The sequence below is a fragment of the Bacteroides sp. genome (genome assembly GCF_028690125.1).
In the GTDB taxonomy this organism is placed as follows: Bacteria; Bacteroidota; Bacteroidia; order Bacteroidales; family Bacteroidaceae; genus Bacteroides.
Map to the genome: position 1 here is coordinate 21,216 of NZ_JAQVBV010000006.1, position 18,993 is coordinate 40,208.

The 18,993-nt window shown below is 37.8% G+C and carries 17 protein-coding genes and 1 pseudogene; 9 read left to right on the top strand and 9 right to left on the bottom strand.

Features of this window, described 5'->3' with window-relative positions; translation table 11 throughout:
* Nucleotides 1–61: 61 nt before the first annotated feature.
* The 5 genes from PHO71_RS05465 to PHO71_RS05485 are packed head-to-tail and all read right to left on the bottom strand — an operon-like array spanning nucleotide 62 to nucleotide 2,353.
* Nucleotides 62–370, bottom strand: a complete 309-nt coding sequence (locus PHO71_RS05465; RefSeq protein WP_300200085.1) for a VirB3 family type IV secretion system protein — start codon at nucleotides 368–370, stop codon at nucleotides 62–64.
* A 2-nt stretch (nucleotides 371–372) separates the two neighbouring features.
* Complete coding sequence (locus PHO71_RS05470; RefSeq protein WP_300200088.1) at nucleotides 373–738, bottom strand: DUF4134 domain-containing protein; 366 nt, start codon at nucleotides 736–738, stop codon at nucleotides 373–375.
* 53 nt (nucleotides 739–791) lie between these two features.
* Complete coding sequence (locus PHO71_RS05475) at nucleotides 792–1,100, bottom strand: DUF4134 domain-containing protein (protein WP_300200504.1); 309 nt, start codon at nucleotides 1,098–1,100, stop codon at nucleotides 792–794.
* A 23-nt stretch (nucleotides 1,101–1,123) separates the two neighbouring features.
* Nucleotides 1,124–1,663, bottom strand: a complete 540-nt coding sequence (locus tag PHO71_RS05480; protein ID WP_300200091.1) for a hypothetical protein — start codon at nucleotides 1,661–1,663, stop codon at nucleotides 1,124–1,126.
* A gap of 15 nt (nucleotides 1,664–1,678) precedes the next feature.
* Nucleotides 1,679–2,353: a ParA family protein gene (locus tag PHO71_RS05485; RefSeq protein ID WP_300200093.1), complete on the bottom strand. Its 675-nt coding sequence runs from the start codon at nucleotides 2,351–2,353 to the stop codon at nucleotides 1,679–1,681.
* 330 nt (nucleotides 2,354–2,683) lie between these two features.
* On the opposite strand from PHO71_RS05485, the gene PHO71_RS05490 reads away from it, so the two are divergent.
* From PHO71_RS05490 to PHO71_RS05515, 6 genes and pseudogenes are all read left to right on the top strand, one after another.
* Complete coding sequence (locus PHO71_RS05490; RefSeq protein WP_300200096.1) at nucleotides 2,684–3,040, top strand: hypothetical protein; 357 nt, start codon at nucleotides 2,684–2,686, stop codon at nucleotides 3,038–3,040.
* A 528-nt stretch (nucleotides 3,041–3,568) separates the two neighbouring features.
* Nucleotides 3,569–3,982, top strand: a pseudogene (locus PHO71_RS05495) (hypothetical protein); the annotation flags it as partial.
* Between the two features lie 232 nt (nucleotides 3,983–4,214).
* Nucleotides 4,215–4,535, top strand: coding sequence for a hypothetical protein (locus PHO71_RS05500; RefSeq protein WP_300200099.1), 321 nt, complete (start codon nucleotides 4,215–4,217; stop codon nucleotides 4,533–4,535).
* A 318-nt stretch (nucleotides 4,536–4,853) separates the two neighbouring features.
* Nucleotides 4,854–4,982: a helix-turn-helix domain-containing protein gene (locus tag PHO71_RS26165; RefSeq protein ID WP_367279883.1), complete on the top strand. Its 129-nt coding sequence runs from the start codon at nucleotides 4,854–4,856 to the stop codon at nucleotides 4,980–4,982.
* Between the two features lie 269 nt (nucleotides 4,983–5,251).
* On the top strand, nucleotides 5,252–5,530 hold the full coding sequence (locus PHO71_RS05510) for a hypothetical protein (RefSeq protein WP_300200101.1): 279 nt from the start codon (nucleotides 5,252–5,254) through the stop codon (nucleotides 5,528–5,530).
* The gene (locus PHO71_RS05515; protein ID WP_300200103.1) at nucleotides 5,506–9,687 is read left to right on the top strand and encodes a hypothetical protein; all 4,182 of its coding nucleotides are present in this window, start codon (nucleotides 5,506–5,508) and stop codon (nucleotides 9,685–9,687) included. Before PHO71_RS05510 ends, PHO71_RS05515 begins: the two co-directional genes overlap by 25 nt.
* On the opposite strand, the gene PHO71_RS05520 is transcribed toward PHO71_RS05515, so the two are convergent.
* Nucleotides 9,676–9,876: a hypothetical protein gene (locus PHO71_RS05520; RefSeq protein ID WP_300200105.1), complete on the bottom strand. Its 201-nt coding sequence runs from the start codon at nucleotides 9,874–9,876 to the stop codon at nucleotides 9,676–9,678. The two genes, PHO71_RS05515 and PHO71_RS05520, sit on opposite strands and share 12 nt — an antisense overlap.
* A gap of 1,902 nt (nucleotides 9,877–11,778) precedes the next feature.
* Between PHO71_RS05520 and PHO71_RS05525 the strand changes: the two genes are divergently transcribed.
* Entirely contained in the window at nucleotides 11,779–12,540 is a 762-nt protein-coding gene (locus PHO71_RS05525) for a ParA family protein (RefSeq protein ID WP_300200108.1), read from the top strand.
* Between the two features lie 10 nt (nucleotides 12,541–12,550).
* Nucleotides 12,551–12,823 carry a hypothetical protein gene (locus PHO71_RS05530; RefSeq protein ID WP_300200111.1) on the top strand — a complete coding sequence of 91 codons (273 nt, stop codon included), beginning with the start codon at nucleotides 12,551–12,553 and terminating at the stop codon, nucleotides 12,821–12,823.
* 237 nt (nucleotides 12,824–13,060) lie between these two features.
* On the opposite strand, the gene PHO71_RS05535 is transcribed toward PHO71_RS05530, so the two are convergent.
* The 3 genes from PHO71_RS05535 to mnmE form a co-directional block, all read right to left on the bottom strand.
* Nucleotides 13,061–14,215 (bottom strand): site-specific integrase, encoded by a 1,155-nt coding sequence (locus PHO71_RS05535; protein ID WP_300200114.1) that lies wholly within the window; start codon nucleotides 14,213–14,215, stop codon nucleotides 13,061–13,063.
* Nucleotides 14,216–14,282: 67 nt separating this feature from the next.
* On the bottom strand, nucleotides 14,283–15,254 hold the full coding sequence (locus PHO71_RS05540) for a helix-turn-helix domain-containing protein (RefSeq protein WP_300200116.1): 972 nt from the start codon (nucleotides 15,252–15,254) through the stop codon (nucleotides 14,283–14,285).
* A 248-nt stretch (nucleotides 15,255–15,502) separates the two neighbouring features.
* The gene (gene mnmE / locus PHO71_RS05545; RefSeq protein ID WP_300200118.1) at nucleotides 15,503–16,903 is read right to left on the bottom strand and encodes a tRNA uridine-5-carboxymethylaminomethyl(34) synthesis GTPase MnmE; all 1,401 of its coding nucleotides are present in this window, start codon (nucleotides 16,901–16,903) and stop codon (nucleotides 15,503–15,505) included.
* A gap of 134 nt (nucleotides 16,904–17,037) precedes the next feature.
* Between mnmE and PHO71_RS05550 the strand changes: the two genes are divergently transcribed.
* Nucleotides 17,038–18,948 carry an ATP-binding protein gene (locus PHO71_RS05550; RefSeq protein WP_300200121.1) on the top strand — a complete coding sequence of 637 codons (1,911 nt, stop codon included), beginning with the start codon at nucleotides 17,038–17,040 and terminating at the stop codon, nucleotides 18,946–18,948.
* Nucleotides 18,949–18,993: the final 45 nt, after the last annotated feature.

The following is an 18,993-nucleotide window of genomic DNA, read 5'->3' on the forward strand; positions in this document are numbered from 1 at the left end:
TTGACGTTTTTCTAATCTGTAATAACCCCGTCATCTTTTCAGTGCAGGTTTAATTAAAACTTTACATCTTTTTGAAACTGGCATAGACAAAAATGCCTTTGTCTATCTTTTTGGTATGTAGCCCCCGCTTCTGTTTGAGGAAGATGGTGGAGGTTCCACCTCCGATAGCTATGACCAACACGATAAGACCGGCAACAAAGCCGAGAAGGCAATAAGCCAGGATGAAGCCGATAATGGCAGCACCGGCAGTCCCAGCCGCCCAATAGATGTATCTGCCCTGAATTCCCATAAATTCAAGAGGTCTTTGAAGCCCCTTGAAAATCGGGTATTCGGGATAAGTGGTTTCCTGTTTCTGTTCTGTAGTATTCATTATTAACTCGTTACACCAAAGAACAACGGAAGTGCTTGAGCAGCGGCAACCAAGAAGATACAGGCACCGACAATCATCATGATAGACTTCTTGACATCCTGTTCCTCGTTGTTCATCTTAATATACACACTAATCGCCCCGACCACGGCAACAATGCCGGCAATCGCATAGCAAAGCTTGACCACATAAGGTACATACTTGGCTATTTCTTCGGTCACCGTACTCAAAGCAGTCGTTCCCGCAGAATAATCACCGGCAGTATTTTGGGCTAAAACCGTCACTGTCCCACAAACCAGCAGGCCAACCAAAGTCTGTAGTCTTCGGGAGGTGATAAACGGTTTAAAAAAATCCTGATAATTACTTTTCATTTTTAAATTCATTTTTACTTGTTATATACTCTTCTGCAGTTGAGTTCACGTTGTTAAATCCGGTATCCGAAGAATGCCGGGAAGACAAGGGAGGCGCCAATCAGAAACAGGCAGGCACCGACGACCATCTCGATGGATTTTTTAATACCGTCTTCTCCATTGTTCATTTTGATATAGATTTGTACGGAAGCGATGATGGCAACGATAGAGGCAACGGCATAGATGATGTAAAGCACATAGAGCATCATCGTTACCACATAATCGTGCATCGTAGCCAATGAGTTGGCACCCCAGCTATAATCCACGCCCCCGCATCGGGCGGACAAGGACAACGGCCAGATCAATCCGCACAGGATAGCCATCAGGAGTTTTTTTCTACTGAAAATCATACGGTAGTGACTTGATAGGCATCCAGAAATAAAGAACCTTTCTTATCTGCCGCCAGCAGAAGTTCCTTAAAGAACTCCTTGCTCACGGTAGCACTGCCCTGCGGCTCAATCACCTCCAACTCATTTTGGACTTTCTCAATCACCGCACGGGTAGCAGAGTCCTCGCCGGGATTGAAACCGGCATCGGCATCTGAACTTGATTCAGCTTCACCAACAGAAGCAATACCGTCCTTGGAACCTGCACCGGAACCAAAACCCGAAGGGGGAGCCGTTTTTTTAGTAGTTGGAGCTTCGCAGTTCAGACCGAAAGTCGGAGAGGCAGCAGCCGTTTTCCGTGAAGAGTCAATCAGAAACCCATCGGAGGATTCCTGAACGCCAACAGCAAATTCTTCCTCTTCCAGCATGGAGACATCAAATTCTTCCTCTTCACTCTTGGCTTTACCTTTCTTACCGTAAAGGTCTCTGGAAATCTGTACTCCATAATAAAGAAGGTAAAGGACAACCAGTATCACTGTAAATATTCCGAATGGACTCATAACTATCTATTTTTATTATTTCATTTGATTGGATTGAAAAATCATTTTCGTCAGGTAATCAAAGCAGGGACTCACACAAGCCATTTCACCGGGAGTCAGGAAAAGCGTGTTCCGCCGTTGCAGACACGCCCGCAAGGGAATTCTCGGAGATTTGATACCGCCTACGGATTCGATGTTATTATCCCATTCGTCCCACGCCTTACGGTCTGAAGCCCGCCCGATTCGTGTATCTACCATATTAGGGACATAGATGACAGTACGATGCAATTTAGGAAATGCCTCTTCCAGCATTTTCAAGGCACGACCGTACCGTCCGGTCGTATCAATGGAAAAAGCCTCGTACTGGAACGGCACAATCACGTAGTCCGAAAACAGGATGATGTTCATAAACACATCACTGTCTGCCCCGCCGGGAACATCAAAAAGAACATGGAATCCGGAGTTTTTGAGTGTACGGATGTATTCAGGAAGCTTGTTCGCCTGATTGAACAGGTCAAATTTCAGAACGTCATATTTGGGAGACTCGGAATACTTTTTCAAATCTTCCTCACGGGCATAGAAAAGAGATTGCTGTGGGTCCACATCAATGATTCGCACAGGAATATCCTGTGCTGCCCAATAATTGGCCAGTGCTACACAGAGGCTTGATTTCCCTACGCCACCCTTCTTATTTGAAAAAGTCAGTATCATCTCTTTTCAATTTTCGAGCAAAGGAATAGAGATTATCAGCACAAGAAAAAGGAATACGCCAAAAGGTTTGATTATTTAATCTTTATTTTGCAATATACATTAATCAAACTATTAAATCAAACTTATAAATAAATTATATATCAATGCTATATACAAATACTGTAACATTAATCATACTTCTAACAAAACATCAATATATAATAGAAGAATGAGCGAAAACAGAGAATATATTATTAATTTTGCACAGAAATAAAATACTCGCCCAGCCATAACAGCCATAACTTAACTGGCAACCGGATGGACAGGTATTATGAAATAGGTAAATTAAGGATGGAAAAACAAGAAGACTTCGTATTGACAGCGAAAAATAGTTTCTATGTCAATCGCCCTTACGGAATGAGGGTGGATTTTGGGCAGAATGGCTTTGTCTTATTCAACAAGGCATTAAACACGTTAGGTGACGATTCTCCCGGCAAACTGGAAGAGTTGCCGTTGGAGCACTTTTCTGATTTGGAGGAACTGCCCATACAAGGAGCTGCCATACAAGAGCACGAAAAAGTCATCAACATGTTCTTCTATACCTGTCATACCGACCCATACCAACAAGAAGGATTCAGCTTTGAAAACATGAAGATGTATAACCAGTTTATTTACCCTTTATCTCTTCTTCTGAACCGCTCCTTATGACCTCTTATTAAGAAACCCTCTTCATAAAAGACAATGCAAGGCAACACCAATCTCGCTCTGCACCCAAGCATTCCAGAATATTCCAAAGTACGAACAATCTTCAAGTATAGGAAAACCAGTCCTTTAAAAATATATAATATGCTGAATATAAATAAATACTACTCTACTAAATTACTACTATTAGTCAAATAGTGTAATAGTAGTATGGCGAATTTGCAATAAGAGAGTAGGTTTATTTTAATACAACCTAACTACCGCACACGGCTTTTTCATTTAAACTTTGATTTTGGGGTAAGTTCTTAATAAGATTGGTATTTACCCTTGCATTGGCAGTTGTCCTTTACGTGCTATTCTATGCCCTTATCATCGGCAGAATATTTTGGATATTAATCTCATAACTCATTATGGATATGGAAATCAACTGAACAAAGGCAGTTGCCTTTACGGGACACAGGCAGGGGCGGATAACAACCGAACGTGATACCCTCTTTGCCAAGCTATACAACACAGTGAGCCAATTATACGCACAAGGTTATACCACTTTCCACCCGTACACGAGGCGAAGATTTCGACATCGGTTCCCTCTACGGGTTCAGCATCGTAGTCAAAACGGAATCGTCCAGCAGCAACTTGTTCGAACTTTCGCAGAACAAATTTTTCATCAAGGGCGAAAGCGGTATCAAGTACAGCTACAACAACGGAAACATCGCCGCCGACCCGCTATTGGCTTCAACGAATTTCCTCAATGCCCTCGAAAAGATGCCTACCCTGATTGAGAAATACGAAAAGGACAACGAGAAAATCTCCAAAGATATTCCCGTATTGCGAGAAGTATTGGACGGTAGTTGGAAGAAGGACAAGGAACTGAAAGAGCTAAAAGCCGAACTTGTTATCCTTGACTGCCAGATCCTCCTCTCCTTGAAACCGATTGAGCAAAGCGAACAGCCAACGGATAATGACCAAAACATCACTGAGCGTGAACACAGTGATGATATACCCCAAGAACAGATTGTCGTAGAATAAAATATTTCGGCTCCGGCGGTGATACCTGCGAGGTCATGGAATTTGTCGATAAAGAAACGTATCTCGCCGCCATTAAAAAAGGAACTATACTATAATCCTGATGGCTTCAGAGCAGAAACAATCCTCAAAGACCCGGAGCTACAGAAAAAGCGTGGACGACTTATATTATGACGAATATGGCACGGATAATCCAAAAACGATTGAGCATTATATTAAAGCGATTGCCGCAGAAACGGTTCCGCCGACCGAAACCGACAACACTCTCAGACAACCCCATCCGATTGAGCCGTCTATTTCGACCTCCGTTGTCGGTCAACCGCCGCCCCAAACCAATGGGCAGTCAGATACTATCAGGCAGAGTGCCGCACACGCCACACAGCCCTCGAACGATGCCGGGCAACCGTCATTGCCGGATAGTGTCGAAAAAGCCGCCGAACGGCTAACCCCACCAAGCCGAGGGTTCAGAATGTAACCCCTGTTAAACCGCCTCTATCTGTGCGAATGCAGGTAGAGGTGGTTTTCATTATTGGCATACACATAAATTGAAAGTCAGAATACAATTGTCGGGATATTGGGTGAGGTGGCTTTGTTATAAAAGAGATTGATATTGTTCGTCCATGCCTGCAATTGTCTGATTAAAAGATTTATTCAAAAAAAGACTGCAATCTCAATTATTTATTCTAAATTTGCGTTTTGAGTCAATTAAAAGCTTGTAACAATGAAAGAAATCAACAGGATAAAAGAGGTTTTAATTGAGCGAAGCAAGACTGGAAAATGACTGGCGGAGAATTTGGGCAAAGATGTAGCAACAGTATCGCGTTGGTGTACCAATAATGCCCAACCATCAGTCGAGACCTTCACTCGCATTGCGGAACTGTTGGATATTGACATAAGAAAATTATTTAATAAGACAAAGTAGAATATGGGTAGCATTGCTCAGTTAAAAGATATTATACAAATGATGTACAGGTAGGAAGTCGTTTATAAATAACTACATCCTATTTTACGCTGTATGCCTATAAAGAAATACAGGAAGAACTGTCGAAAGTCAATAGCGTAGATCTAATTATCAATCCCAATAAGTATGATAATTGTAGATTGTTTTGCCGTTGATTCGAAAGAAGAGCAGGAATTTGCCAAAACGCTTGATAATAGCGAGTGCGTAAGCTGTTCCATGGAGTTCGTTCATTGTTTAAAGTAGACACTCCACTAGGAGCATACAACCCCGATTGGACGGTATACGTGAAAGGTTTTGAGAATAAAGTCTACTTCGTTGTGGAAACAAAAGGAACGGACATTTTTAGTGAGCTTCGGCCTGCAGAGCAGGATAAAATCAGATGTGCACGTAACCATTTTGAAGTTGTAACTCCAGAGGTTATTGTCTCAGTTCCTGTCAAGAATGGTAGCAAGTGGCTGAAAAATTGTAACATAAATAAGAATAAATGGCAAATAGTGAAAATAATATAGAGCGTTATTGGTGTAGGACTTATAATGGTGTCCTTAATAATACTGGGTTCTTACTAAATCCGCAAAACAAATATTCTTTCACAGAGCAAAATATTGTTGATTTAAATGATATTTCTCAAAATGCGTGTATTCTTCTTTGTAATACTATTGGAGAGGTATCGTACGATTTCAGTATTATGCACCAAAGAGTAAGAGATAAATACAACGATACTTTTTGTATTTACCATGACCTTTCAAGCTATTGTAGTGAGAGTAGATTAGTTAATGATATTTTCAATTCTTGTCACATAAACACATGGAAAGAAAGCGATAAGGATTTATATCTATTTATATCCGGAATAGACTTGTGTTCAGTCAATATACATACCGTTTTTCAAATATTCATTAGCGAGATTAATGCACTCCATGAATACAAAGATAGGTTATATATTAGAGTGCTTTCAATTTCAGGGTTATGGGACATTAATTTAGAACGATTCCTTGATACGTTTTGGGGAGTAGAAAATAATATAAGGCTGTCAGTAGCACCATTAAGACAAGAAGATGTATCAACCATTTGTAAAAACAGGAACATTGATAGCGATGAATTTTTGAAAATTGTAATTGAAAAAGGACTGCAACCGTTAGCAATAATTCCATATTCATTAAGCCAATTATTAGAGACAGAATTGAGTCAGATTTACAGAGATGAACTCAGTAGTGATGAGTTGTACTACAATTCATGCATGATATTGAGTGAAAGCTCTGTCTCTAAAATTAAAAATAGAGATTTTATTTCTTCCAATAAAATGATCGCCATAGCAGCTCGTATTGCGGCAATAATGGCGTTTTGCCGAAAGGATTTCGTTACAATCTATAAATTGGACAGCAATAGAGTCGATACTCTTTTAGTCTCAGAAATTTTTGAAGAAGAAGAGACTACGGGAGAATATAATTTTACGATATTGCATAGAGATATTATAGAAACAATAATATTCTCTGGGCTTTTTTACAAGAATTCAGATGGGCGTTTTTCATTTTATCATCAAGCCTTTCAGGATTATTTAGCAGCAAAATTTATTATTAATCACGAATATGACAACGAGAAGGTTATCTCTTTATTGACAAACTCAAAAGACAGAGAAGGTAAGTTATTCGAATGGATAAGAGGGGTGAATACATGGCTGCAAAATATCACGCCCAGAATAGATATATTGAAATTCTTTATTTCACATGATCCATTAAAGGTTTTAAATGGGCGAATTATTAATGATGATCAAATAAAAGAAGAACTTGTAAAATCAATATTAGAAAAATTTAATAATGCAGAAATTATAGATAATGAATGGGGGCTATTATCTAATAATGGGCATAAACTACTTCACTCTAAAATGGCAGAGCAAATTTTGCCATATATATCAGGGAAAGAGAATCACATATTAGCTAGACGAAATGCAATGGAGATGGCAGAGGCCTGTAACTTAGTCGAGCTGCAAGAACCTTTGTGGAAGATTGTGTCTGATAATACTGAAGACATCCATGTTAGAGAGCAAGCAATGTCTTCTCTTTCTAAATTAGTTGATGATGACCAAATACTTTCAAAGTTGGTAAAAGTGGCTACTACTGATGACAAATCCGATGAGAATGATGGATTAAAAGGATACGCATTAAATATTACATGGAATAAGAGAATAATTTCAGTAGAAGAAATATTCAATAGCCTTACCAAACCTAAAAAGGATAGTTTCGTTGGTATATATAAAGCATTTATTGAATTCTTATTGCCAAGAGAATTAGACATTAAAGATTTTGTGGTTGCTTTAGAGTGGATGAGAAAAAACATCGACGAATTATACGATAGTTTATCTGTGTTTAGTAGATTGGTTTCACGTATTCTACAGTTAGGGTGGGAAAACTATAATTCCTTAGACAACAAAGACCAGTTTGTAGATACTGTGAGATTAATACTAATTCAACATCATCCCATTTTTCCTGTGCGAGATTCTTTTTTTGATACTGATGAAAATGTTTATGAAGTTCCAAAAGAAGTGAGATTTGAGGTTATTGACAAATTATTAGCCCATTGTAAAAATGATGAATTTTACAATTTTGATTTTTTTAGCTCTCGTTTAATTTTGCATGACGAATTTGAAAATGCAGTTCAGTATTGCAAAGGATCGAATAATATAGAACTTTGGAAGCGAATTTTGTGTTATTTTTCTTACGAAAATCAGGAGAGGGTAAGTTTTTTAAGAACGTCATTTCCTGAAGATGTAGATGGAGTATTCAGCTTCATTTTTACTCCGAGAACAATTGATATTAATAGAAAAATTAAAGAAAAAGCCCAACAAGAAAAAAGGGCTAAGGATGAAAAAGATGCTTTAGAATTGATTGAAAAAAAGATTTTAGAATGTATTTCCAAATATAGCGAAACAAAAGATCCATTATGGTGGGCAAGTCTCTTTAGGCATCTTGGAATGAAATATAGCAATCGTTATTATGAAGAGATTCTTAGCTCGGATATTACACATTTAGATAATTGGGCTTTATTACCTCAAGAAAAGCAACCTGAGGTAGTCGAGTTGTCTAAATATTACATTGAAAATCATAACGAAGAGAGTGATACATGGTTTGGTAAAAACATCTATTCATATATTGCATCAGCAGGATTTAAATCTTTGATAATCACTGAAATATTCGATAGTTCTTACATTGAGAATATTGATAAAAATATTCTTGAAAAATGGAGATATGTTATTATTAATTATGGGGAGAATTCAGAAACACAAGAACATCGAAATCGCAAAGAAAAATTAATAAAATGTCTGTTTGAAAAAAGCCCTCAAAAAGCCAATGAAGTTATTCGCGAAAAGATATTGATAGAAAACAATACCGGCCAATCATATCTGTTTGCTTTGCGTTCTTTAGAGCAATGTTTTGACATAAACTCTGAAACGATGTTGTTAGACTTATTGGAGCAGAAAAATATAAATAACAAATCACGGGAACAGATAATAAACCTACTGCTCGAAAAAGCTCCAGTCAGAACATTTGAATATATTAAAGAGGTATTTAGAAACCCTATTGATGATGAATTGAAAAAATATATTATTATCTCATTGTTAAGGCATAATAATGATTATGATGACGGAATGAAGTTCTGGTCATTTGCATTTCAATATATAGGAGATGATGAAAGTATTGAAAAGGAGTATTATCTTTCTCTAGCACCAGGTTGCATACTATATAGCTTTAATAATCCAGTTTTAAACGAGGAACATCTATCCTTTTTATTTGAACGATTATACAAACTCTTTCCGCCCGATGAAGATCCGAAGCACGAAGGAGTACATTATATTGGACAGAGAGAAGAAGTCGCTTCATTGCGAGATAGGCTTCTTGGTACTTTATCGAGTAAAGGAACTCCAGAATCTATACAAGAGTTAACCAGACTAAAGACTGCTCTACCAGACGCAGGCATAGAGTTTTCTATAGTTACAGCCAAAAATAATTTTAGGAATACATGCTTTGATAGGATATCTCCTGCTAATTTTCAACGTCTATCAAGAAATGGGCAATTCAGAATTATTTCCAATGGGGATGATCTACTTAAGTTAATTGAAGAATCTTTGGTTAGGTTAGAATACTTATTGCAAGGTGCTCAGCCATTATCTTCTTCACTTTGGAATATAATCACGAAAACGAAGAAATCTCAATACAGTACTAAGAAAGAGGAGTTTTTATCTGATTATATTGCATCTCATTTAAGGTATGACTTAGAAAAATATGCAATTACTCCATATCGAGAAGTCCAACTTAGATGTAAGAGAATTAATATAGATGATGGGCGTACAGGAGAAAATATAGATATTTTAGTAGATTGTAATTTAAGAGGAAAACGGAGTAGTGTCATTATAGAAATTAAAGGCAGTTGGAATTCTGAGATTCCTACTAATATGCAAAATCAACTCTATGAAAGATACATGAAAACATCTAAGTGCAATCATGGATTATACCTAATCGGCTGGTATGACAGCTCTCGTGATGTTCGGAATCGTACAGGGTGTAAGTCAATAGAAGAGACAAGAGATAAATACAAACAAAAGGCAAAAGAATTATCTGAAACCAATAATGTTAGTATTAGGTCATTTGTTTTGGATTGTAGACTAAAGAACTGATATATGCAACAAAGGCTGAGTGTCAGAGATGTAATTACTGAAACGGATATTACAACGCTGTAACTGCATATCAATAAACGATTCGCAACTCACAATCTTTTTGTTCAGACGAGAATAACAACGCTCATACTGAAGTAGGCTTTGAATGCTCTGATCAGGTACATAACTGTCACAAACCAAGCCTTTCATTAAAACGATTGCTATCCAATGGGCGTCTTTGACATCTGTCTTACGCCAGGAAGCTGTTTGATAAATAAAGGATTAACTAGTTTTATATCAAAATGACTAACCAGTAGTCGCCAAATAAAAATCCAGTAAATGCTGGTACTTTCCATGGCCACATAGCGAAATTCTGAATCAAGAAGAGCTTCACGCAAAAAGAAGCAAATCAGAGGTTAAAGTACTAAATTTGTGCTCTTTTTTAAAGCCAAATTCATCAATTATACACATAAATACACTATCTTTGTGTACATCAAGACCGCAGTATCGTTCCATAGGCGTCGATTTAGATGTTCCTTATATAAAGGTACAATATTATTTGAACTTAGAGTTCGTAGTACCAAATTTAAGATACGCGGTCTTGATTTTGTATGCAAATGAGGATAAATCAGACTATTCTTTTATAAGGCTCGCTTATAAATCGATATTTTTATCTAAGTTTGTAGTAGATAATACCGATAAGGAGAAGAACAAAACAAAGAAGCTACATTGTCTTTCCATTAGTTACCACCTTTGAAACTGGCAATGATGTAGGAATTGAACTTTGTCCGGACTTGGTATAAACCTGTCTTTCCGCTTCTTTCACTTCAAGAGGTCGTTTCTCGAAACCGCCTGACTTACTTACAGCGCAAACTCTATATTCTGCTTTTTTTCGTTGTTATCAGAGTTTTAAAAAAAAATAAATGTGTAACTTTGGGGCAATATGACGTATGCGTCATATTGCAAAGCTCTATTGATCGCAAATCATTTGAAAACTCAGATCTATACTAAAAGGAACGGCTCTTGAAACACGTTTTTTTTCATTTAAGCTTTGATTTTGGGGTACAATGCCCCCATAACATTGCGACATGGAGGTCAATTCTGTTATTGGTAATCAATAATTTACAAATATATCATATCTGAATTTTTCTCATTTTTAAGCCAGAAAATGTAACACAGTAAAGCCCACCGATAGTCCCCTTATTATCTCAGCCGTACCTTTTCGCTTGCCTGATATTTTTTTCCTTCCGTTCTTCCAAACGGCAATCAGCGCCAACACCATCTTTTGAATTGTGTCGAGGTTCCTGGCCGCCCGTTCAGCTTTACACTTTATGCTGTCCTGTCGGAGGTTGCGGTCAAGATTCCAGCACATGCTTTCAATAGCCCAATGCTGTTTGGTTACCTGCCTAAGCTAAGCCGTTCTGCACGGCAATTCAGGCTTGAAATGTACAGTCGCTGCTCAGATGTACTCCTGCCATCAGACTTTTTCTGTCCGGCAACTTTTCTCCTATCTCATAAGTGAAGATATGCGGTCTTATTTGTATTGAATAACCTGTATTGGAACTGGAATGTAATAAATCACGATTGCAAAGTTCAATAACTCAAACATTCTAAATTGCAAAATGTCAGATAATACAGCAAATAGCACACAGGCATTATGATAATAAATATCTATATATCAATATATACTACTATACTAAAAGACTACTTGTAGTATAGTCGCATAATAGTCACAACTATTTGTAGTATAATGAATCCAAATAGAATATTGTCAAATCAGAGCTTTAGCACATGGTAGCAGCGGCATGTTTGATAATAGCCGAATACAAACAGTTCATTTGAAGACTAAAGTACAACCCACCAAATCCAATCCAAAAAGTAGGGTGATTTCATTCAAATCGCCGGAATCGCCAAAATCGCCAAAGGCATGAGTATAAAAAACACATCAAAAAAACAAGCTTTTTACACCCCATCTTTTCACCCGCCCCATTGCCATAAACCAATATACAAAAAAATAAAATACTAAAAAGTAGTAAAGTAGTATTGTAGTATGTACTTTTTTACTATCTTTGTATAACCAATTAACAATCAGTTCATATAAACATTACGAATATGAATAAAGCTATTATTATCAGTGTCGCAAATCATAAGGGTGGGGTTGGAAAAACAGCAACCACGGTTGGTTTAGGTGGAGCTTTGCAGAGCAAGGGCTTCCGAGTATTATTAATTGATGCGGATGGGCAAGCGAACCTGACCGACTCCTTGGGCTTCTCTATGGATATGGATAAGACACTATACGAAGCCCTAAAAGGCAAGGAAGAGTTACCAATTTGCAAACACGAGGATGGAATAGACGTAGTGCCTGCCTGCTTGGATTTGTCAGCTGCGGAAGCAGAACTTATGAATGAGCCCGGACGAGAAACAATTCTCTCATCCCTTCTTCAACCAATCAGAAAAAACTATGATTTCATTTTGATAGATTGTCCGCCATCACTATCTCTGCTAACGTTGAATGCCATGACAGCATCCGACAGTTTAATCATACCAGTTCAGGCTGAATATTTAGCTATGCGGGGAATGGGCAAATTGGTTAACGTGATCGACAAGGTGAAAAAGCGCTTGAATCCCAATCTAAAAATAGAGGGCATTTTGCTAACCATGTACGATGGACGCAAGAACCTTCACCAAAGTGTTGCTGAGACAGTACAGGAAACATTCAAGGATGACGTATTCGCAACCATGATACGCACCAATGTAGCAATAGCCGAATCCACATCCGCCAAACAGGATGTATTCCACTATGCACCCAAATCGAACGGCGCACAGGATTACCTGAAACTTGCAGATGAAATAATAGCCCACCATAACCTCTAATTCAAACACAATGAAAAAAGGAGATTTAAAGAACAATATCCGTGGCGGACTTGACAGCCTGATCAGGTCAACAAGCGACACCAGTAACGTCAATGATGCAGTCACGTCTAAAAGTGAAGATACAACCGAAAAAAGAGTAGTTCACTGTAACTTCGTCATGAACAAACAATATCACATCAATTTAAAAGTGATAGCTGCAAAAAAAGGAAAAAAGGAGAGAGAAGTCTTAAAAGAAGCCCTCGATGACTTCTTTCTCAAAAACAAAGACTTATTAGAAGGTTAACCTCATACAAGCCCAGCCAACTATTTAATCTGAAAGGCTGGGCTTAAATTATCATACTCTGTTTATCATCCGAATTTCCCAAAACACCATTTAATAGAAACAAGTTCGCTAATCAAATGGAAATAAAAGTATTGAACTATACCTATATGTACATTGCCTGCAAGGATTTGTCCGAAGGCTAATAGCGGTAAAATTACTATTAGTCTTCGGTAGCAAGTTAGTGACAGTGGTTTGTTATTAAATTGAATGATTTTTTGTATCAGTATCTTTGATTAACTCATTACTTTGGTTGATAGTTGTAATATTCAATCGTTGGGCTGCCTGTTCCATCAAAGGATTCACAACCTTTGTATAACGTAATGTGGTACTTTCCTGCTTGTGACCAAGAATATTCTTGATTGTAACAATATCAGTACCTAATGCCAGAGACAAAGTAGCACATGTATGGCGCGTACAATGGTAGTGAATGTTCTTATTTATACCAATATCTTTCAACCATTTTTTCAGTGGATAAGTCATCATATACGAGGATAATCCTCTGAAAACCAACCCGTCTTTTCGGGGACCTATAAGCTCTATTAAGTCTTCTCCAATACGTACGTTCACCAAACTCTTGGTTTTTACCATCCGCTTATTGACACACCATCCTCCTGTCGGTAATTGCTTGATGTCATTCCATTGCAAAGTGAGAACATCACTGCGCCTCATTCCTGTTATGCAGGAAAATATGAAGGCCTTCTGTAATACAGGATAAGAACATTTACTGTTGATGACCAAATGAAGTTCGTCTAATGTCAGATACTCAATCTCGGTTTCTTCTTCCGGTATCCTATCTAAGAAATCGTTGATATTCTCTTTTAAGAGCCTCCGTTTGTAGGCATCCTTTAACATGCCACGGAAGGTAGAGAAATATCCCGCTGCCGAGTTTTGTTTCAACTTTACTTTTTTATCCTTCAACTTAGTAGCATTCATCAGGTATTGACGAAACCTATCGCATAAAGTCACATTTACGTCCGCAAAGGTACACTTGTTATTTGTAAACGCTGCAAAATGCTGATATACAAATAACCACTTTTTGTTATGCTTCAGGGCCTCTTTATGGAAATACTCAAGAAAGTCCGTTTTTTCAATCACTTTGTCGTAGAAATCATACTTCTCATTAATAAGTTGTTCCAAAACTCTGAGGCGTATTATCTCTGCTTTCGCCATAATACTTTTTACTTGCTCACGCTCTGCAAAGTTTTTCGGTTTCGCTGGTAAATGGATCCCCAGGAAATATCGTCTTGTCAATTTGTTTGTATCTGGAATGCGGATAGGGGGATAGAGATCCAGATACAACGATACTTTTCCATCTTTCAATTTCTTCTTTCTCAAATATACTTTGGTGTTCATACGTTAATTTATTATTGATTATTTATTCGTTTTATTTATCACCGTTTGTTATCTCATCATTGTTGTTTTAGAGAGCCTCATTAACATTATTTATGCTTACATTTCCTGTCCCAAAGACTTTTCGGAGCCCTTCAACACTTATTATGACGAACTTTCCCTTATTTATTTTGGGGATATTGTACGACTGACATCGGTTGTATATGGTATCTCGATCAACGTTGAACATGGAGCATGCTTCAGGTATGGTGATGTAACCATCTTCACCGATTTGAACATTCTTTATTTCATCTACATGCTTTTTTGAGTATAAGGTGGTGTTACCGGTCTTTTCTTTCATCTTGGGTATCTTGTGACGAGAGGTGAAGCTATGTACGGCTTTTACTGTCATCTGGAATGTTTTCTGTATATCCTCAATGGTGTACCATTCTGTTATTTCTTCAGCTTCTGTATAACCCATTTTCAGAAAGTACTTGTCGATGTGCTTGACACTATAGTATTTGTGTCCGGCAATGGTGACAAAAGGAATGTCGTTCTCTTTTACGATAACATATATACGGGTGTATTGGATGCGGTACTTTTCTTCAATCTCTTTGACGGAATAGAAGTCAGTGAGGTGTTCCAATGCCTTGACTGGATTCTCCTGTTTAGCTTCAATGCTTTGAATAAGTTTATTCATAATCTTATCAATCTCTTTACGTTCTACAATAATTCTGCCGCTCATTCGAGAAAAAGGTATAGAATATTTACGCAGATAGGTATAAACACTTTTACGACATATTCCAAGATAGATACCCATTTGCTTTAGGCTGATAAATTCTTTGGATTGTATGAATTCCACTTCATCTACCGACAGCTTTATACGCTGTTTTTTTTCTTCTTTTACCTCTTTAGTAATGACGTTGTAACGCCCGTTCCGAATCATTTCTTTGTAGTGTCTGCTGTTGCACGCATGACTACAGAAACGTGTTTTGCATGTTTGGGCAAGAAAACTTTTGCCACAATGCTCGCAAATCCGTTCAATTTTGACCTTATTACTCATAATGAGCTCTCCCTGTTTTGTGTGCAATAGTGTGTAATGGTGTGTAATGATGTGTAAATACCTCTACTACTTCGCACGGGTTCAACTTAATTCATTCAAATGAGTTGAAAGGTACACCTGGGGTACAAATATATGCAAAACGGTACAAAAAAAGCAATGTTAGCAGTTGCGCTAACATTGCTTAATATATTGATTATTAGATATTTGTTTATTATCGTTTGCCGGCGTTTATCACCGTTTCTCACTTCTCATTTCCCGATGCAAAAATTCCTAAATATATTCTGCAACACCATATCATTCGTAACCTCTCCCGCAATATCCGAAATATGAAAAATAACCTCTCGAATATCTTGGCTTAAGAAATCACCTGAAATCTGCATATCTAATCCTTCTTGTACCCGATGTATTGCTTCCAATGCCTTAGTTAAAGCTTCATAATGCCGGACATTCGTAACAATAATATCATTCTGTGTAATATTTGGTAAGTGAGCAGCATTGACTAACATCTTTTCCAATTCATCAGTGTGTAACTTTTGTTTTGCAGAAATAAAGATCATATCCGTATGTTTCTGCGAGAAGTTTTGTTGAAAAAAAGTTCTTAGAGTATCCTTTTGAGTCTCGTGTATGATATCGGCTTTGTTGAATACCACGATTAAGTGTTTACCTTCGCAACGAGGTAGTATTTTTTCAGAAAGTTGAGTAATCTGAGAAGTAGCATCCGTTGCATCTATCATCCAGAGTACAATCTCAGCTTGATCTAACTTCTGGAAAGTACGTTCGATACCCAGACTTTCAATCGTGTCGTTCGTTTCACGGATTCCTGCAGTATCTATGAAGCGGAAAGTGATTCCACTTATATTGATGGTATCTTCAATTACATCGCGAGTGGTGCCATGTATATCGCTTACGATCGCTTTATCTTCATTCAATAATACATTCAAAAGAGTGGATTTTCCAGCATTTGTCTCACCAATAATAGCAACAGGAATACCATTTTTAATGGCATTACCTACATTGAAAGAATTGACCAAACGGGAAATGACTTTCTCTATTTCATCTGCTAATAAACGCAATGCTTGGCGGTCGGCAAATTCCACATCTTCTTCACTAAAGTCAAGTTCCAGCTCTACCATCGAAGTGAAATTTAACAACTTACCCCGTAAGTCCGTTAATTCTTTACTGAAACCACCCCGCATCTGACTCATTGCCAAACGGTGAGTTGCAGCAGATGATGAGGCTATTAAATCAGCTACTGCTTCTGCCTGACTTAGATCCATCTTTCCGTTGAGGAAAGCCCGTTGTGTATATTCTCCCGGTTGTGCCATGCGGCAACCATTCTTAATAAGCAATTGCGTTACTTGTTGAAGAATGTATGAAGAACCATGGCAAGCGATTTCGGTACTGTCTTCTCCTGTATAGGAATGAGGAGCACGGAAGAGGCTTACAAGTACTTCGTCAATGATTTGATCTCCTTCGTAGATATGTCCGAAAGTTAAAGTATATGGTTTTTGTCCATTAAGCTCCTTGTTGGATTTTGCCGGTTTGAAGATGCGACTGGTAATAGAAATTGCTTCCGGACCAGAAACGCGAATGCTTCCAATAGCTCCTCCTTGGGCGGTAGCGATGGCACAGATAGTATCTTGGTTCATTGTTTTTCTCTTTGGTCGGGCAAAGATAGTTTTTTCTAAGTAAAAAACAGAGGATTAGAAACAACTTATATTTTATTTATCTATATTTGCTGCGGTTCATAAACACACAACAATACAAAACGTAAAATATGCCTATGGAGCCAAATACAAATTTATATTCTCTAAATGAAAATAGTGGAATTATACGAGAAAACTCTCAGAAAATACTTTCTGTTCTTGCAGCACATGAGATAGCTTTATGGGAATATGATATACCTACGGGAAAGTGTAGTTTTACCGATGACTATTTTCGTACGTTAGGGTTAAAGGATGCGGGAATTATTTTTAAGGATATTGATGACTTCTATCGGTTTGCCCATCCCGATGATATTGATACTTATCAGAAAAATTTTGCAGAAATGCTTGATTCTGAGTCGAAAACGTCTCAGATGCGGGTTCGTTGTGTGGGTGAACATGGTGAAGTTATTTGGTTGGAAGATCATTTTTTGTCTCATAGGGGGAGCATTGATGAAGGACATCCTGATAAGTTGTTGGCTTATACTGTCAATGTGACTTTACAGTGTGAAAAGGAACAACAAATAAAGCGTCTTGAAACGTACAATCGTAAAATAATAGAAGCGTTACCAGAATTCATATTTATCTTTGATGATAATTTCTATATAACGGATGTGCTAATGGCACCCGATACAATTTTGCTCCATCCGATAGATGTGTTGAAAGGAGTAAATGCACGGAATATCTATTCGCCGGAAGTGAGTGATTTATTTATTTGTAACATTAGGGAATGTTTGAAAGATGGAAAACTGAAAGAGATTGAATACCCATTGGAGGTAGATGGAAGAAAATTCTATTTCCAAGCGCGGATTGCTCCATTTGAATCAAATAAGGTGCTGGCATTGATTCATGATATAGGTGACCGGATTCGCCGTTCTCAAGAATTAATAGAGGCTAAACGTCGGGCAGAAGATGCGGACCGGATGAAATCTGTTTTTTTGGCAAACATGAGTCATGAGATTCGTACTCCTCTGAATGCTATTGTTGGCTTTTCGGAAATTATGGCTGTGACCGTAAATGAAGAAGAAAAGCATGAGTATCTGGAGATTATACAGAAAAATAGTAACTTGTTGTTGCAACTGATAAATGATATTCTCGATTTATCACGTATTGAGTCCGGTAAGTCTGAGATGCACTTTCAGCAAGTGGAAATCTCCGGTTTAATAGATGAAGTCGAAAAAGTGCATCAGCTCAAAATGAAGTCAAATGTTGAACTGAAGATTATTCGTCCGCAGGAGGAATTTTGGACTTCTACTGATCGTAACCGTGTAATGCAAGTGCTTTTCAATTTCTTGTCGAATGCCATTAAAAATACTGAGCGCGGAAGTATCACATTGGGGTTGAAACATGAAGGAGATTGGTTGAATTTATTTGTGAGTGATACCGGTTGTGGCATATCAGAGGAGAAGCTACCACGAATTTTCACCCGATTCGAAAAATTAAATGACTTTGTACAAGGCACAGGTTTAGGATTGTCTATTTGTAAAAGTATTGTAGAACGCTTGGGAGGTAAGATTGAGGTTACTTCAGAATTAGGAAAAGGAAGTACGTTCTCCCTTTACTTACCTTATCTTGAAGTGCCGAGAGAAGTGGCTGAAAGAATTATTACATCTAAGAAAGATTCACAGTTTGAGCAGCATAAGAAAATATTAATTGTTGAAGATATTGAGTCGAACTTTGCTCAGTTGAATATTCTGTTAAAGAAAGAGTACACAATTCTGTGGGTACGTAACGGGCAGGAAGCTGTGAATAGTTTTATCCGTGAGAAGCCGGATTTGATACTGATGGATATTCGTATGCCAGTAATGGATGGTATTCAGGCGACAGAGAAAATCCGTACAATCTCTCTATCAGTACCTATTATTGCAGTTACAGCGTATGCTTTCTATACAGAGCAGCAACAAGCTATCCAGGCTGGATGTAATGCAGTAATATCCAAACCTTATTCTTTGGAACGATTGAAGGAAACTATAGAGTCTTATATTGGCTAACTAATCTTCCTTTGAGATACCAACAAAACTTTGATTGTAGTGTTA

Excerpts from the sequence above, each read along its gene's own strand:
- PHO71_RS05470 (WP_300200088.1), bottom strand. The coding sequence starts at position 738 with ATGAAAAGTAATTATCAGGATTTTTTTAAACCGTTTATCACCTCCCGA.
- PHO71_RS05515 (WP_300200103.1), top strand. The coding sequence starts at position 5,506 with ATGGCAAATAGTGAAAATAATATAGAGCGTTATTGGTGTAGGACTTAT.
- mnmE (WP_300200118.1), bottom strand. The coding sequence starts at position 16,903 with ATGAACCAAGATACTATCTGTGCCATCGCTACCGCCCAAGGAGGAGCT.
- PHO71_RS05490 (WP_300200096.1), top strand. The coding sequence starts at position 2,684 with ATGGAAAAACAAGAAGACTTCGTATTGACAGCGAAAAATAGTTTCTAT.
- PHO71_RS05550 (WP_300200121.1), top strand. The coding sequence starts at position 17,038 with ATGGAGCCAAATACAAATTTATATTCTCTAAATGAAAATAGTGGAATT.
- PHO71_RS05535 (WP_300200114.1), bottom strand. The coding sequence starts at position 14,215 with ATGAACACCAAAGTATATTTGAGAAAGAAGAAATTGAAAGATGGAAAA.
- PHO71_RS05485 (WP_300200093.1), bottom strand. The coding sequence starts at position 2,353 with ATGATACTGACTTTTTCAAATAAGAAGGGTGGCGTAGGGAAATCAAGC.
- PHO71_RS05465 (WP_300200085.1), bottom strand. The coding sequence starts at position 370 with ATGAATACTACAGAACAGAAACAGGAAACCACTTATCCCGAATACCCG.
- PHO71_RS05530 (WP_300200111.1), top strand. The coding sequence starts at position 12,551 with ATGAAAAAAGGAGATTTAAAGAACAATATCCGTGGCGGACTTGACAGC.
- PHO71_RS05475 (WP_300200504.1), bottom strand. The coding sequence starts at position 1,100 with ATGGCTATCCTGTGCGGATTGATCTGGCCGTTGTCCTTGTCCGCCCGA.
- PHO71_RS05480 (WP_300200091.1), bottom strand. The coding sequence starts at position 1,663 with ATGAGTCCATTCGGAATATTTACAGTGATACTGGTTGTCCTTTACCTT.
- PHO71_RS05525 (WP_300200108.1), top strand. The coding sequence starts at position 11,779 with ATGAATAAAGCTATTATTATCAGTGTCGCAAATCATAAGGGTGGGGTT.
- PHO71_RS05540 (WP_300200116.1), bottom strand. The coding sequence starts at position 15,254 with ATGAGTAATAAGGTCAAAATTGAACGGATTTGCGAGCATTGTGGCAAA.
- PHO71_RS05520 (WP_300200105.1), bottom strand. The coding sequence starts at position 9,876 with ATGAAAGGCTTGGTTTGTGACAGTTATGTACCTGATCAGAGCATTCAA.